Below are 15,202 nucleotides of genomic sequence, written 5' to 3'. Positions count from 1 at the left end.
GGGAGATCGCATGCACCGAAGAACCGCGCGCGCCCTGAGCGTCGTGGCCGGTCTGCTGGCCGCCGCGACGACACTCGTTCCCGTCGCTCAAGCCGCTCCCGTACCGCTACCGACCCCGTGGACGGACCAGGTCTCGCCGTCGAACGCGCTGCCCGAGTACCCGCGCCCGCAGCTGGTGCGCCCGGAATGGCTCAACCTCAACGGAACCTGGGGATTCACCGGCGCGCCGAACCTGAATTCGCCGCCGATCGGCAGGCCGTTGAGCGAAAACGTACTCGTGCCTTACCCGATCGAGTCGATGCTTTCGGGGATCAAACGGCATGAGGACAACATGTTCTACCGGAGGACGTTCACCGTTCCGTCCACTTGGGACGGTCGCCGGGTGAAGCTCAACTTCGGCGCCGTCACCTGGGAGACCAAGGTCTGGGTCAACGGGACGTCGATCGGGAGCCACACCGGTGGTTTCGACGCCTTCTCCTTCGACATCACCCCGGCGCTGAAGGCGGGGGAGAACGAGATCGTCGTCGGCGTCGCGTCGCCGGTCGACGGCAGCCGGTACCCGGTGGGGAAGCAGCGCAAGTCGCCCAGCGGCATCTTCTACACGGCGGCGTCGGGGATCTGGCAGACCGTCTGGCTGGAACCGGTCCGGGCCGAGCACATCACGCGGCTCGACACCACTCCCGACGTCCCCGGCGGCGCGCTCGACCTCGTCGTCCAGGGAACCCCTGGGCAGCAAGCGACCGCCGAAGTGCTTTCAGGCGGCCAGGTGGTCGGCACCGCGACCGGTGCCGTCGGGTCTCATCTGCGGGTCCCGGTGCCGAACGCGCGGCTGTGGTCGCCCGACGACCCGTTCCTCTACGACCTGCGCGTGCGGCTGCCGGGAGGCGACGTCGTCACCGGATACTTCGGCATGCGTTCGCTGGGCAAGGCGATGGTCGGTGGCGTGATGCGGCCGCTGCTCAACGGCAAGTTCGTCTTCCAGCTGGGCACGCTCGACCAGGGCTACTGGCCCGACGGCATCTACACCGCGCCGACCGACGAGGCGCTGCGCTTCGACCTCGAACGCCAGAAGGCCTTGGGCTTCAACATGGTCCGCAAGCACATCAAGGTCGAGCCGGCGCGATGGTTCTACCACGCCGACAAACTGGGGCTGATGGTCTGGCAGGACATGCCGTCGCTCGACTCGATCGACGAAGTCCCGAACGGGCACGCGAACTACGAATCCGAACTGCGGCGGATGATCGAGCAGCACAAGGACATCACCTCGATCGTGCAGTGGGTGCCGTTCAACGAAGGCTGGGGTGAGTACGACGCCGGTCGCATCGTGGATCTGGTGCGCTCGATCGACGACACGCGGCTGATCAACCACAACTCGGGATCGAACTGCTGTGTGTCCGATCCGGATCCGGGCAACGGCGACGTGATCGACGACCACGCGTACCAGGTCTCCATCGGCACGAGGCAACCCGACGCGCGAAGGATCGCGGTGCTGGGGGAGTACGGCGGCCTCGGGCGACGCGTCACCGGGCACGAATGGGAGCCGGGCAAGGGCTTCGCGTACGGCGCGCTGTATCCGGACGAGACGTCGCTGACGAACCGGTACGTCGAGATCACCGAACAGGTCGGGCGGTTCGTGCACGGACGGGGGCTTTCCGCGTCGGTCTACACCGAACCGTACGACGTCGAGAACGAGGTCAACGGCTTCTACACCTACGACCGCCGCGTGCTGAAGATGTCCGAAGCGCGGGTGCGCGAGATCAACCAGAAGGTGCTCGCCATCGCCAAGGGCACCGAGGTCGGCCGGGGCGAACTCCTGTCGCTTCGGGTCACGACGGCCGGATACACGGATCGCTATCTGCGGCACCAGGACGATTTCGTCCGCACGGACGTCCTCGGTGAAGGCAGTGCGGACCTCGGGAAGAAGGACGCGACGTTCTGGGCCCGGCAGGGACTGGCCGACGCGTCGTGCCTGTCGTTCGAGTCGCGGAACTACCCCGGGCACTTCCTGCGCCACGCGTCGTCGCGGATCCGGAAGGACGCGAACGACGGTTCGGCGCAGTTCGCCGGGGACGCGACGTTCTGCGCGAGGGAAGGCGCCGGGGGAACAGCACTGGAGTCGTTCAACCAGCCCGGTGCCTTCATCCGCCACTACGCCGCGACCGTCTATCTCGCGCGCAGCGGCGGGCCGAACCCGTGGGACACGCCGTCGAGCTTCGCGGCGGACACGACGTGGGCAGCGACGATCCCGCTCTGGCGTAGTGGCGCCGATCTGCCGCTGGACCAGGCACGCTCGTTCAAGGTGACCACACCCGGCTTCACGGACCGCTTCCTGCGGCATCGTGACGGCCTCGCGCGGACGGACGTGGTGAACGCCGGGAGCGCGGCTCTGCTGAAGGCGGACGCGACGTTCGTCGTACGGCGCGGTCTCGCGGATCCGTCGTGCTACTCGCTGGAGGCGCGGAACTATCCGGGCAATTTCCTGCGGCACGCGGACTTCCGGGTGCGGCTGAACGGGAACGACAACACCGACCTGTTCCGGAAGGACGCGACGTTCTGCGCCCAGCCCGGCGCCGGCGGCGTGCGGCTGGCGTCGGTGAACGAACTGGGCACGAACATGCGGCACTACGCCGAGGAGGTCTACGTCGCCACCAGCGGCGGCGGCCACCCGTTCGACAACCCGGTCTCGTACGACCAGGACGTCACGTGGGCGGTCTCCGCGGCCTGGGCTCCGTAGTGGATCTCGTGCGTGGCACGGACTGACACATAGGCGCGGCGTGAGCGGAGGCATGACTCGCGTGATCAGGGACGTGACTCGCGTGTTTGGAGGGCGCACTCGGGGTGTTCCGCTGCTGATCACGCGAGTTCCGTCTTCGATCACGTGAGTGCGGTGCCACCTTAAGTACCTACTGGACTCTGGCTGTGGCTGATCGCGGGTCGGGTCCGTGAAGGCCTCCTTGCCTACCTTGAAGGTAGTGAAGGAGGCCTTCACTACCTTCAGGGACCGCCACCTGCGGCCCACCTGCACCAGCAACCACAGCAGTCACCGCGGCGGCGCGTGAAGGCCCCCTTCCCTCGGATCAGCCGAGGAAAGGGGGCCTTCACACCCTCTCCAAGTACATGAAGGACCCCTTCACTGCGCCTAGCGCAAGGAGGGGGGCCTTCATGTACTTCAGGTGCCCAACCCTCGTGAGTGGCAAGGACGGTTAGAACCGTCCTTGCCACTCACGAGGGCGGTGACCACTCCCGGTAACCTTGCCTCCATGACCGGCCCGGACGCCCCCGCCTCCTTCAAGCTCGCGTACGTCCCCGGCGTGACGCCCTCGAAGTGGGTCCGGATCTGGGACGAGCGGTCACCCGACGTCCCGCTCGAGCTCGTCCAGACGACGGCCGCCGAGGCGGTCGGGCTCGTCCGGGAGCGTGAGGTGGACGCCGTCCTGCTGCGGCTCCCGATCGACCGTGAGGGCCTGCACGCGATCCCGCTCTACACCGAGACGACGGTCGTGGTGGTCCCGAAGGACCATATGGTCGCCGCCGCGGACGAGGTCTCCGTCGACGACATCGCCGACGAAATCGTGCTGCACCCGCTCGACGACACGCTGGACTGGGACACGCCGCCGGGGAAGCCCGCGCTGGAGCGGCCTGCCACCACCGCGGACGCCATCGAACTGGTCGCCGCCGGGGTCGGGCTCCTGATCGTCCCGCAGTCGCTCGCGCGGCTGCACCATCGGCGTGACCTGACCTATCGTCCGATCTCCGGCACTCCGGAGTCCGGGGTCGCGCTGTCCTGGCCGGACGACGAGACCACGGATCTGATGGAGCAGTTCATCGGGATCGTCCGCGGCCGGACGGTCAACAGCACGCGCGGTCGGCAGCAGGCCCAGGAAAAGCAAACGCCGGCGAAGAAGGCCCCGGTCAAGGGCAACCGTCCCCAGACCGGCGGCCGGAAGCCGCAGTCGGGGAATCGCCGCGCTCCCCAGGGCGGGAAACGCGGCAAGCCCCGTCGTCGCGGCTAGCTTTCGGTGCGGGCGGCCTTGAGCCGCGCCTCCTCCTTGCGGACCTCGGCCTGGGTCTCGCGCTCCCGCTGCAGCCAGTCGGGGTTTTCGCTCTTGACCGCGTCGATCTCTTCGGTGGTGAGGGCGCCGGTGATCCCGCCGCGTGCCAGACCGCTGATCGAGACGCCCAGCTTCGCCGCGATGACCGGACGCGGATGCGGACCGTTGCGGCGCAGGTCCCGCAGCCACTCGGGCGGCTCGGTCTGCAGTGCGTTCAGCTCGTCGCGGGAGACGACACCCTCCTGGAACTCCGCCGGGGTTGCCTCCAGGTACACACCCAGCTTCTTCGCCGCTGTCGCGGGCTTCATCGTTTGAGGGGTTTTCTGCGACGTCATTGCCTCAGGGTAACGAGCGGCCCCGGCACCGCCGATCACACCCGGTGATCAGCCCTCGGCCTGGTCTTCCAGAAGGTTCGGCAGCGGGCACCTGCGCGACGACGAGGCCGTTCAGGAGGGGATGCGGGCTGTCCGGATCGGGGCCCTGCAGCGACAGGCCCGCGTCGTGCCCGGACAGCCAGGCGTCGAGCGCCTGCTTTCCCACGAAGTCCGGCACAACGGCCACGGTTCCTCACCCACGGCCAGGGTACCGTCAGCCGCCCTTCGCCGGGAGGGTCACGACGCCGAGTCCGGTGAGCACGGCGACTGCGGCGAGGACGACCCACGCGATCGGATGCCCGAGGTTGAGCGTCCAGTAGGTCCCGACCCGCCGGTGCACCAGCAGCGCCGGATCGTTCCGGTTCAGGTAGACCATCCCGGCCGCGTACCAGTGGCGGTCGTCGTCGCGTTGTTCGTAGCGGGTCTCCGGTTCGTCGCCGGCGCGCGGCAACCGGTGCCCGGCGTCGCCTGCCCGGACGGTGAAACCGATCCACGCGATGAACGCGGCGGCGAGGGGAAGGTACGCCACGATCGTCACCGGCACCGTCGTATCGACGACACCCCACAGCTGAAGCGAGACGACGAGCAGGGTCGCGTTGACGCAGCCCGCCGAGATCAGCAGCAGTGCGAGCACGCCGTGCAGATACTCCCGGTACCGCGACGCCGACGCCGACGGCTGCGCGGCGTCGATTTCCGGCCTGGCCCGTGAGATCGCGACGGTCATGAGCGAGGTCAGCACGATGACCAGGACCTGCGCGAAGACCATCGAGAAGCCCGTCGCCCCGGTGAACCATCCGCCGGCCGCGGCAGCGACCGCGAGCACGACGGCGGGCGCCAGAAGGATCCACTGTGGACGGACCGGATCCGAGCGCAGCGAGGTGTCGGTGCCGACTGCCTGCCGCGTGCCGGAATACCAGCCTTCCTCGCGTTTCGCGGTGGCGATCGAGCGGTGGACCAGGCAGCCGAGCAGGGAGTAGATGCCGGCGAGAACGAGCAGGACGACCTCGGGCGTGAGCCAATCGAAGAGAATCACGACGCAGGCCACGATCGCTCCCGCGCCGATACCCCGGTTGTAGCGGCGCCGGGCGAGGAGGACGACGGCCTCGCCGGAACGCCGGGCCGGGATCCGGACGCCGAAGGGGAGTGTCGGCCGGGCGAGCGCGGGCGCGGAGGCGAAGGCCGCCGCGGTGAACGCGATCAGGGCCAAGTACAGCCAGATCATCGCCGCGCGCTCACCGCGAAGGAGTCCAACACCGTTTCGCAGCGGCTTGTCACTTCGCGCGGGCCCACGCCGAGCGCGACGGCCTCGGCGAGCAGGGTGCGCAGGCGCTCCTGCCACTCGTCCGCGTAGCCGTCCTCCGCCGGACCGGAGGTCGCGTCCCGCCGGACGACCGCGCCGGTCTTGCGGTTGATGCGGATGAACCCCTGGGTCCGCAGCAGGTCGTAGGCCTTGTTGACGGTGTGGAAGTTGATCGCCAGGTCGGCGCCGAGCTGACGGGTGGAGGGCAGGGCGCTGCCCTCGGCGAGCGTGCCGTCGGCGACGGCTTCGACGATCCGATCGCGGATCTGCTGGTAGATCGGAACCTCGCTGTCGAGGTCGAGAGTCAGCAACACCCGGTCAGGATATCTGCTATACAGTTGCTATAACAACTACATCAGCTGGCTATGCAGGGGAAGGTGGTCATGATGGCGACGATCGACATCGCCGATGGCGGAGTGCGGGTGAGGTTCTCGTCCTGGGAGCGGCTGGCCGTATGGCGTGACGAAGTGCTCGTGTCGTCGTCGGCGATCAAGGCCGTCGAACTCGTCGAAGAGCCCGTGCGACGGACGCGCGGGGGGCGGGCCGGGGTGCTGATCAGCGGAGTGCTGAAGGTGGGTTACTGGGGGCTGGGGACGGGGACGCGCCAGCTGGTGTCGGCTCGCCGGGGCGTGCCGGGGCTGCGGATCGAGATCGATCGCGCGGTCGCCGGGCTCCCCTTCGACGAGGTGCTCGTCAGCGCGCCGAACGCGGCGGATCTCGTGGGCGTGCTCGTCTAGAGGTAGTCGAAGAACCGGTCCCACCAGGAAGGTGGCCGATCCGGCGGATACAGTGCGTCGAATCCGCTGATCCCGGTGTACTTGGTCCACAGCGGGTGTTCGGAGACGGGCAGGTAGCCGAGCGCTTCCAGCTCGTCTTCGACCTGTCTTCGCACCTGCGCCGGGAAGAACTCGCGTTCCTCGTCTTCGTCGTAGCTGCCCGGATTTCCCAGTGTCACCGCGACGAGACCGCCGAAGTTGCTGACCGTCACGGTCACCTGGTCCAGTGCGGCGGTCGCGTCCGCCGGGATCACGATCCGGCCGAGGTGGCTGGCGTCCTGGACATGGCGGTCGACTTCGCAGGAACAGCCGAACAGTCGCTCGAATCGTTCGGCCAGCCGCTCGAACCGGGCCCGTGCGGCCGGTCCGTCGAAGTCGTGCGGCACCTCCCAGTGGCCGGGTTCGTCCAGCTCTCGCAGCAGTGCCCAGGTCTGCTGTTCGTCGAGGGGCATCGTCGCCTCCCGGCCTCGGGTGGTCTAGTCCACTTACCGGACTGACCTTAGCCCAGCCACGTCCCGCGCGGACAATGGTGGGACGAATTCCGGTCGAAAATTTTCGTGGGGTAGCGCCAGCACCACCCCGGATTCGGGAGCCTGCACTGCTGATCTTCGCCTCCGCCTCGGCCAAGGTAGTCAGTGTCGATTTCGTCGGAGAGGGAGTGCGAATGACGGTACGCAAGGGTGTGGTGGTCCTGACGGTGGCGGGGCTGATGGGCGCCGCGTGGACGACGGCGGCGGACGCGGCTCCTGCCAAGGGGGCGGAGCTGCGCAAGAGTCTCGACTCGTTGGTGCGTCAGGAGAAATTCCCCGCCGCGCTGGTCGCCGTGTCCGACGGCAGGCGGACGACGTCGCTGGTCGCGGGCTCGTCGCGGATCGACCGCCAGGTCCCGGTCCCGCGGGACGGCAGGGTGCGCGCGGGCAGCAACACCAAGACGTTCACGGCGGTCGTGGTCCTGCAACTGGTGGCCGAGGGCAAGGTCGAACTGGACGCGCCGATCGAGAAGTACCTGCCCGGCATAGTGCGCGGAGAGGGCATCGACGCCACCAAGATCACCATCCGGCACCTCCTGCAGCACACGAGCGGGCTGCCGAACTACACCGAGTACCTGGGACTTCAGGATTTCGAACAGGTGCAGCACCGGTATTTCCCCACCCACGAGCTGCTCGCCGCGGCACTGAGTCACCCGGCGACGTTCGCGCCCGGCACCAAGTGGGAGTACAGCAACACCGGGTACCTGCTGGCGGGGATGGTGATCGAGAAGGTCACCGGACGTCCGCTCCACGAGCAGATCACCGAACGCGTGATCAAGAAGGCGGGCTTGAAGAACACCTACTGGCCGCAGGTCGGTGACCAGACCATCCAGGGACGGCATCCGCAGGGCTACGCCATCGGCAACTCCGCCACCGGCAAGGTGATCGACGCGACCGAACTGGATCCGTCCTGGGGCGGTGCCGCCGGTCAGCTGATCTCGACGCCCGGTGACCTCGGCGAGTTCTTCCGCGTTCTGCTCGAAGGCAGGCTGCTGCCCGCCGCGCAGCTGGCCGAAATGCGGAAGACGGTCGACGCGCCCCTGTTCCCGGGGACGAAGTACGGGCTCGGCCTGATGAGCAACCCGCTCAGCTGCGGCGGGGTGTACTGGGGCCACGGCGGGGACATCCACGGGTTCGAAACCCGCGGTGGCGCCACGGAAGACGGCCGCACCGTCGGGCTCGCGGTGACCGCGTTGCCCGGGACCTTCGGCGACGGCGACAAGGGCTCCAAGGCGGTCATGGCCGCTGTGGACACCGCCTTCTGCAAATGAGGACACCAAGTCACAGCTTCCCGATGGCGGTACGGAATCCCTCCAGCGCCGCGCGATAGAAGCGCGGGCCGTACGACACCCGCGCCACACCGAGTTCGCGGAGTGCGGCCAGATCCAGTTCCTCGCCGACGTTCCCGTTCACCGGGCACGCGAGTTCGGTGACCAGCGCGGCGAGATCGTCCCGGCCCCGGACCCCGATCGGGTACACGCAGTCGGCACCGGCTTCCCGGTAGAGCCTGCCGCGCCGGATGGCCTCGGCGAGTCTGTCGGGCTCCGGGATCCCGCGGTCGCCCAGGAACGTGTCGACCCGCGCGTTGACGACGATCGGGACTCCGGCGCCGGTCGCGGCCGAACGGATCTCCGCGATCCGCTCGGCGTGCTCGTCCGCGTCGGCCAGTCCGCCCGACCGGTGATCGGTGTCCTCCAGATTGCAGCCGACGGCTCCCGTCTCCAGCAGCCGTTCCACGAATTCCCGCGGTGCCAGGCCGTAGCCGGCTTCCGCGTCCACGGTGACCGGAACCGGTACCACGCGGGCGATCCGCGCCGCCGCCGCGAACATCTCCTGCCACGGCGCGCCTTCGCCGTCGGGGTACCCGAGCATCGCCGAGACGGCGGCGCTCGCCGTGGCGACCGCGGGGAAACCCGCCTCCGCAACGATTTCGGCGCTCGCCGCGTCCCAGACGTTCGGCAGCACGAGCATTTCCCCGCTGTGCAGGCCTCGCAGTGTTTCGGCCAGCGTCTTCGGATCGGTCATCGGTTTCCTCCTCGATCGGCAGTGGACAGGGCGGTCGGCATGCGTAGCGCGACGAGCATGCCGACGAAGGCGAACGCGACGACAGCGGCCATCGCCGCCGTGAAGCCGCTGCCGAACTCCTCCGGGGACAGATGGCTTCCGGCACCGGCGAAGACGGCGACCACCACCGCCACCCCGAAGACCCCGCCGAAGATCCGCAGCGTCATGAACGCGCCGGACGCTTGGCCGATCTCGGCGGGCCGCACCGCCCCGACGGCCGAGCGCTGTGCGGCGGGCATGGCCGACGTGATCCCGGCGCCGCTGACGATCAGCCCCGGCAGCAGGACGGCGTAGCCCGCGCCGGGTTCGGCGACCAGCACGATCCAGCTCATGCCGATCGTCTGGAGCAGCAATCCGACGGCGACGAACATCCGCGCGCTGTACCTGTCCGCCAGCTTTCCGGCGACGGGCGCGCAGATCGTCAGGGTCGCGGTCCACGGCATCATCCGCAGTCCCGCCTCGAACGGCCCGAGACCTTGCGCGGTCTGGAAGTACTGGGGCAGGAGGAACAACGTGCCGTACAGCGAGGCGAAGACGCAGAAGTTCGCCGCGTTGGCCGTCGAGAAGGCTCGCAGCCTGAAGAACCGCATCGGCAGCATCGGCGCTTCGCTGCGTCGCTCCCACGACACGAAGCCGATCACCAGCGCGACGCCGAGGGCCAGCGAGCCCAGGACCTCGGCGCTGTCCCAGCCCGCGAGGTTTCCGCGGACGAGGCCCCACACGATGCCCATCGATCCCAGTGACACCAGGACGACGCCGCCGTGGTCGAGCTTGTGACCAGGACCGGTCTTCTCGTCGACACGCCGGAGTGTCAGCAGGACCGCCACCACGCCGACCGGCAGATTGAGCCAGAAGATCCACTGCCACGCCAGCCCTTCGGCGATGACGCCGCCGATGAACGGGCCGCTGAACGTCGCCAGCCCGGTGAGCCCCAGGTAGCGCCCCATCGCCTTGCCCGCCGCTCGGGCGGGAAGATCGCGCTGATCAGGGTGAGCGACAGCGGCAGCACCATCGCGGCACCGGCGCCCTGCACCGCCCGCGCGACGATCAGCGTGCCGATGTCCCCGGCCACCGCGCAGCCCACCGAAGCGAGGGTGAAGACCGTGAGACCGGTGACGAACATCCGGCGGCGGCCGAACCGGTCGCCGAGTGCCGCCCCGGTGAGCAGCAGGACGGCGAAGCTGAGGTTGTAGGCGTTGACGATCCATTCGAGTTGCTCGATCGACGCGGACAGATCCTCGCGGACCGTGCTCAGCGCCGTCGTCACGACCTGGCTGTCCAGCGCCATCATGAATGACGCCACTGAGGCGAGCGCCAGGACCCACGCCTGTTTCGGGGTCAAGATTTCTCCTTGGTGGAAGTGTTTCCGGGCATGACGAGGCACACGCCCGGCGGGGCGTGGCCAGGGAAGCCTGCGGTCAGCCGCGCAGGGAGCGGGGCAGCCCGAAGGCCGCGAGCAGTGAGTTGTCGAGGAACCGGGTCACCGCGGTGACCCGATCGCCCGCGAGTTCCAGTACGAGCACGCCGTGCGCGTGGCCGATGGGCGTCCTCGGGTCGCGGAGGTAGCAGCCGAAAGCGGGTTGACCGTTGGCGCGAGTCGGGATCAGCGAATACCGGCGGCCATCGCAGAGCGCCACGGTCGCCAGGAAGTGCCCGACAGCCTCCGGACCTTGGTATTCCAGAGGAAGCGGGGGCATGGACAGCCAGGCGTCGTCGGTCAGAAGCGCCACGATGGCCTCGACGTCGCCGTTCTCGAAGGCACGGGTGAACTCGTCGACGATCCGGCGTTCCCGCGGGGAATCGGGCAGGGGAGCGGACTCCCGTTCACCCGGCGGCATCTCCTCGGCCAGCGCCGAACGCGCCCGGTTCAGCGCACTGGTCACGGCGTTCTCGGTGGTGTCGAGGATCCCGGCCACCTCGGCCGCGCGGAACCCGAGGACGTCGCGCAGGACCAGCACGGCCCGCTGCCGGGGAGGAAGCCGCTGGAGCGCCGCCAGGAACGCGAGCGAGATCGACTCCCTTGCCTCGTAGCGAGCCTCCGGGCCGGGCACCCGGTCGGCGATCTCGGCGAGCAGCAGATCCGGGTACGGCTCCAGCCAGCTGGGTTCGGGGCGGCGGCGGGTCGGCTCGGGCAAGGGGACCTCCGGTCGGTAGGCCGCGTGGTCGTGTGGACGGCGGGCACCCGCCCGCAGCGCGTTGAGACAGCGGTTGGTCGCGATCCGGTACAGCCAGGTCCGGATGGACGCGCGTTCCTCGTACGCGTCGATCCCGCGCCACGCGGCCAACATCGTCTCCTGCAGCAGATCCTCGGCGTCCTGCACCGAGCCCAGGATGTGGTAGCAGTGCACCTGCAGTTCACGGCGGTACGGCGCCACGAGATCACGGAACGCCTCGCCGTCACCGGTTTTCGCCAGGGCCAGCAGTTCGTCCACCCGCATGCGGGGTTCCCTCCTCTTGTGGTGTCTCTCGAAGGGATGGACACCGCCGTCGCCGGAAACTTGTCGGTCGCCGACCGGTTTCCCCCGAATTCGCGGAAAACCGGTTCGCAGTCCACAGCGGAGTGGCTACACTCGCCACGAAATCACCCCGGCGAGGAAGGACAGGACCGTGCGTCATCACCGCGCCGTCGTCGTCCCCTCGGCTCGCTACGAGGTGATCCTGGTGTCTCCGCGCACCCGGTGCCGGCCGCGCGGCTAGCACCGGCCCGTCTCACGAACGCCTGCCCTCTTCCCGTTGCCGCGCAACGGTGAGAGGCGCCTGTCCGCGTTCGCCGAATCGCGCCGTCGGAGTTTCGCCAGTTCAGCCCGAAAGGCCCGCGCCATGCGCACCGTCCCGCTGTCCGCCGTCCGCAACCTGGGCATCCTCGCCCATGTCGACGCCGGCAAGACCACCCTCACCGAACGGATCCTGTACATCACCGGCACCACCTACAAACGAGGTGAGGTCCACGACGGCACGACCGTCACCGACTTCGATTCCCAGGAGCGAGACCGTGGCATCACCATCTTCGCCGCCGCCGTCAGCTGTTCGTGGGACGGCCATCGCGTCAACCTGATCGACACCCCCGGCCACGTCGATTTCTCCGACGAGGTCGAGCGGTCGCTGCGCGTCCTCGACGGCGCGATCGCCGTGTTCGACGGCGTCGCCGGGGTCGAACCGCAGAGCGAATCGGTGTGGCGTCAGGCAGATCGGCACGGCGTGCCGCGGATCGCGTTCGTCAACAAACTCGACCGCGCGGGTGCCGACCTCGACGCGGCCGTGGCGTCCATCCGGGAGCGGTTGCATCCGCGTCCCCTGGTGGTCCAGCTGCCGATCGGGGCGGAAGACGGTTTCGTCGGCGTCGTCGACCTGCTGCGGATGCGGGCACTCGTCTGGACCGACGGCGCCGAGGCCGCCGAGGAAGGACCGATTCCGGAGTCCCTTGTGGACGAAGCGAACCGGCGACGGCGCCTGCTCGACGAGGCCGTGGCGGAAGCTCATCCTGGGGCGCTGGAGGAATTCTGCGCGTCGTCGGCGGTGTCGACGGACACGCTGGTCTCGGCGCTGCGCGAGCTCACCCGGACCGGCGACGGCGTCGTGGTCCTGTGCGGCTCGGCCTACCGCGACCGCGGGGTGGAGCCGTTGCTGGAAGCCGTGGTGGCGTACTTGCCCGCGCCGTCGGATGTTCCGCCGGTCCGAGGTGAGTACGAGGGCACGGCCCGGGAACGTCTCGCCGATCCGTCGGCACCGTTCGCGGCGCTGGCGTTCAAGGTGCACGCGACCGCCACCGGGCGGTTGACGTTCCTGCGGGTGTATTCGGGCACGATCCGGACTTCGGAGGCGGTGATGGACGTGGGCAGCGGCCGTAGCGAGCGCGTCGGCCGCATCCTGCGGGTTCAGGCGGACCGGCACACCAGGGTGGACAGCGCCGTCGCGGGCGACATCGTCGCGGTGGTCGGGCTCAAGACGGTCCGCCCCGGCGCGACGCTGTGCACGCCGTCGGCGCCGATCCTGCTCGAGCCGCCCGTCGCGGCCGATCCGGTCGTCTCGGTCGCCGTCGAACCGCGGAAGGGCACCGACACGGAACGCTTGATGTCGGCGCTGGCACGGCTGGTCGAGGAGGATCCCTCGCTGGTCGTCCGGACCGATCGTGAGACCGGTCAGACCCTGTTGTCGGGGATGGGCGAACTGCATCTGGAGGTGGCGGTGGAGAAGATCCGGCGCGACCACGGGCTGGACGTCGGCGTCGGACGGCCTCGGGTCGCCTGTCGCGAGACGGTCGCGCGCGGCGTGTCCGGTTTCGTCCACCGGCATGTCAAACAGGACGGCGGCGCCGGGCAGTTCGCCCACGTCGTCATCGACACGGAACCACTGGAGGAAGGGGAGTTCGCGTTCGAGTCCACTGTGGTCGGTGGCCGGGTGCCGCGGGAATACGTCCGTGCCGTCGAAGCGGGTTGCCGTGACGCACTGGCGGAAGGCCCGCTCGGCGGGCATCCGGTGACCGGTGTCCGGGTCACGCTGACGGACGGGGCGACCCATCCGAAGGACTCTTCGGAGCTGGCGTTCCGGGCGGCCGGACGGTTCGCGCTCCGGGCCGCATTGGCCGCCGGTGCGATGACGCTGCTGGAGCCGATCGCCGAAGTGACCGTCACGGTGCCCGAAAGCGCCGTCGGCGTGGTGCTCGGCGACCTCGCCGCCCGGCGTGGCCGGGTGCTGGGATCGGTGGTGCGCGCCGGAACGACCGTGGTCACCGCGACCGTGCCGCTGGCCGAGTTGTTCGGCTACGCGACACGGCTGCGGAGCCGGACCCAGGGCCGGGGCACGTTCACCGCCCGGCCGGTGGGTCATGCTCCGGCACCGGAAGGCCTGCCGGTCCAGTAGTTCGCACCATTCTGGTCTCGGGGTGAAGGGCGCTTTACCCGCATACGACGCGGGTAAAGCGTCCTTCGCCCGGTGAGATGAGGGATCGGCCGACGCTGTGTACAGGAATCACGAGTGGCGGTTCGGGTTAGCGCGGGGCTGATGCGCGAGGTGGCGGTATCGCGTGACTGGATGGCCGGCGCGTGTGATCAGACGGACGACACGCGTGTCCAGGCGGACGGCTCGGGGCAGGCCCCGGCTACGCGTGTGTCGTCCGTCCAGTCACGCGTGTCGGCCGCTTGATCACACGCGCCGTCCCTTCGAACACACGCGCCCGCTGAAGCGATACGGGGTCGTGAGTCGGACATACATCCATCAAGCAGGCAGTAGCCCGACGATGGCCCGCCCACGACACTGTGGGCGGGCCATCGCCCGAACCGCTGTCACCCGGCTATCGGGCGCCGGGCGGCAGCCGTCTTCAGCCGGTCACACCGAAGGCCACGGAGGACGGCAGTTCTGCCGCGGCAGCGCGTGCGATCCGTTGGTGTACACGCCGTCCGCGATCGTGTCCTCCATGATCGAACGGTGATCGGTGGGGCGGGCCCACTGGTAGCAGAGGTGCTGGGCGAAATAGCCGCCAGGCGCCTCGATGGTGTCGAAGTGGCAGACACCGTCGGTTTCGATGCAGTAGCGGATGAACGGGATGCCGCCGAAGTCGGTGCGGCCGGGCCCGAACGACACGTAGCCGCCGAACGGCGACGGTGCCCCGGTCCCCGCCGGGAGCACCGCGCTGATCCCGCGTCCCGGAGGACCGACGGGCTGCATCGGGTCGGCGAAGATCTTCGCCCGGAACCGCGACTTGTCCACGGCCAGCTTCCCGTCGGCGATGTCGTTCAGCACCAGGTTCGCGACGAGGGCGCCCTGCGAGTAGCCGACGACGGTGAATTCCGCCCCGGGGTTCTCGTCGAAGGAGCTCTGGACGACACGGCGGGCCTCTTCGTGCCCGCGAGCGACGCTCTGGTCCATGGGCGTCTGGTCGCAGTTCGGTGCTCCGGCGGCCCCTGCCGGGTAGTGGACCACCTTCTTGATCCCGCCCCGCAACCAGGCGTCGTTGTAGACGGTCGCGGCCCCGTCGCAAGTGCCGCCGACGAGGATGTAGTAGCGCGCCTGGTCGGCCTGGGCCGACGGCGCCATGACGCTGATCAAGCCGGTGGCCAGCGCGGCCGCCGCCAGGACCCCCCTGAGTTTCTTCACATTCATCGTCCTT

General features: G+C 69.1%; 13 protein-coding genes and 1 pseudogene. 5 read left to right on the top strand and 9 right to left on the bottom strand.

What is annotated here, in order from left to right; genetic code table 11:
- Positions 1-10 precede the first annotated feature (10 nt).
- Together ACSMFO_RS04255 and ACSMFO_RS04250 are read left to right on the top strand one after the other, a co-directional pair.
- On the top strand, positions 11-2,734 hold the full coding sequence (locus tag ACSMFO_RS04255; protein ID WP_436456997.1) for an AbfB domain-containing protein: 2,724 nt from the start codon (positions 11-13) through the stop codon (positions 2,732-2,734).
- 526 nt (positions 2,735-3,260) lie between these two features.
- The gene (locus ACSMFO_RS04250) at positions 3,261-4,013 is read left to right on the top strand and encodes a LysR family substrate-binding domain-containing protein (protein ID WP_436456996.1); all 753 of its coding nucleotides are present in this window, start codon (positions 3,261-3,263) and stop codon (positions 4,011-4,013) included.
- On the opposite strand, the gene ACSMFO_RS04245 is transcribed toward ACSMFO_RS04250, so the two are convergent.
- From ACSMFO_RS04245 to ACSMFO_RS04230, 4 genes are read right to left on the bottom strand one after another with little or no spacing between them, the layout of a single operon-like run.
- Positions 4,010-4,360, bottom strand: a complete 351-nt coding sequence (locus tag ACSMFO_RS04245) for a DUF5997 family protein (RefSeq protein ID WP_084098217.1) — start codon at positions 4,358-4,360, stop codon at positions 4,010-4,012. The genes ACSMFO_RS04250 and ACSMFO_RS04245 overlap by 4 nt on opposite strands.
- Before the next feature lie 31 nt (positions 4,361-4,391).
- Entirely contained in the window at positions 4,392-4,613 is a 222-nt protein-coding gene (locus ACSMFO_RS04240) for a hypothetical protein (RefSeq protein ID WP_436456995.1), read from the bottom strand.
- A 27-nt stretch (positions 4,614-4,640) separates the two neighbouring features.
- Positions 4,641-5,648 carry a DUF5808 domain-containing protein gene (locus tag ACSMFO_RS04235; protein ID WP_436456994.1) on the bottom strand — a complete coding sequence of 336 codons (1,008 nt, stop codon included), beginning with the start codon at positions 5,646-5,648 and terminating at the stop codon, positions 4,641-4,643.
- Positions 5,645-6,040: a GntR family transcriptional regulator gene (locus tag ACSMFO_RS04230; RefSeq protein ID WP_037338426.1), complete on the bottom strand. Its 396-nt coding sequence runs from the start codon at positions 6,038-6,040 to the stop codon at positions 5,645-5,647. Before ACSMFO_RS04230 ends, ACSMFO_RS04235 begins: the two co-directional genes overlap by 4 nt.
- A 72-nt stretch (positions 6,041-6,112) precedes the next feature.
- On the opposite strand from ACSMFO_RS04230, the gene ACSMFO_RS04225 reads away from it, so the two are divergent.
- Positions 6,113-6,463: a hypothetical protein gene (locus ACSMFO_RS04225; protein ID WP_436456993.1), complete on the top strand. Its 351-nt coding sequence runs from the start codon at positions 6,113-6,115 to the stop codon at positions 6,461-6,463.
- On the opposite strand, the gene ACSMFO_RS04220 is transcribed toward ACSMFO_RS04225, so the two are convergent.
- On the bottom strand, positions 6,460-6,954 hold the full coding sequence (locus ACSMFO_RS04220; RefSeq protein WP_436456992.1) for a hypothetical protein: 495 nt from the start codon (positions 6,952-6,954) through the stop codon (positions 6,460-6,462). The genes ACSMFO_RS04225 and ACSMFO_RS04220 overlap by 4 nt on opposite strands.
- A gap of 212 nt (positions 6,955-7,166) precedes the next feature.
- On the opposite strand from ACSMFO_RS04220, the gene ACSMFO_RS04215 reads away from it, so the two are divergent.
- The gene (locus tag ACSMFO_RS04215; RefSeq protein ID WP_436456991.1) at positions 7,167-8,303 is read left to right on the top strand and encodes a serine hydrolase domain-containing protein; all 1,137 of its coding nucleotides are present in this window, start codon (positions 7,167-7,169) and stop codon (positions 8,301-8,303) included.
- Positions 8,304-8,313: 10 nt separating this feature from the next.
- On the opposite strand, the gene ACSMFO_RS04210 is transcribed toward ACSMFO_RS04215, so the two are convergent.
- The 3 genes and pseudogenes from ACSMFO_RS04210 to ACSMFO_RS04200 form a co-directional block, all read right to left on the bottom strand.
- Positions 8,314-9,057: an isocitrate lyase/PEP mutase family protein gene (locus tag ACSMFO_RS04210; protein ID WP_436456990.1), complete on the bottom strand. Its 744-nt coding sequence runs from the start codon at positions 9,055-9,057 to the stop codon at positions 8,314-8,316.
- A pseudogene (locus ACSMFO_RS04205) lies at positions 9,054-10,384 on the bottom strand (MFS transporter). Before ACSMFO_RS04205 ends, ACSMFO_RS04210 begins: the two are co-directional and overlap by 4 nt.
- Before the next feature lie 130 nt (positions 10,385-10,514).
- Positions 10,515-11,534, bottom strand: coding sequence for a sigma-70 family RNA polymerase sigma factor (locus tag ACSMFO_RS04200; RefSeq protein ID WP_436456989.1), 1,020 nt, complete (start codon positions 11,532-11,534; stop codon positions 10,515-10,517).
- Between the two features lie 382 nt (positions 11,535-11,916).
- Here ACSMFO_RS04200 and fusA point away from each other — a divergent pair, with 382 nt between their 5' ends.
- Complete coding sequence (fusA, locus tag ACSMFO_RS04195) at positions 11,917-13,956, top strand: elongation factor G (protein ID WP_436456988.1); 2,040 nt, start codon at positions 11,917-11,919, stop codon at positions 13,954-13,956.
- 465 nt (positions 13,957-14,421) lie between these two features.
- On the opposite strand, the gene ACSMFO_RS04190 is transcribed toward fusA, so the two are convergent.
- Positions 14,422-15,195 (bottom strand): PE-PPE domain-containing protein, encoded by a 774-nt coding sequence (locus tag ACSMFO_RS04190; RefSeq protein ID WP_016334513.1) that lies wholly within the window; start codon positions 15,193-15,195, stop codon positions 14,422-14,424.
- Between the last annotated feature and the right edge of the window lie 7 nt (positions 15,196-15,202).

Origin of the sequence: Amycolatopsis sp. w19, assembly GCF_051373225.1 — a bacterium.
Classification (GTDB): Bacteria; Actinomycetota; Actinomycetes; order Mycobacteriales; family Pseudonocardiaceae; genus Amycolatopsis; species Amycolatopsis japonica.
This window is presented reverse-complemented; position numbering and strand designations above follow the sequence as displayed.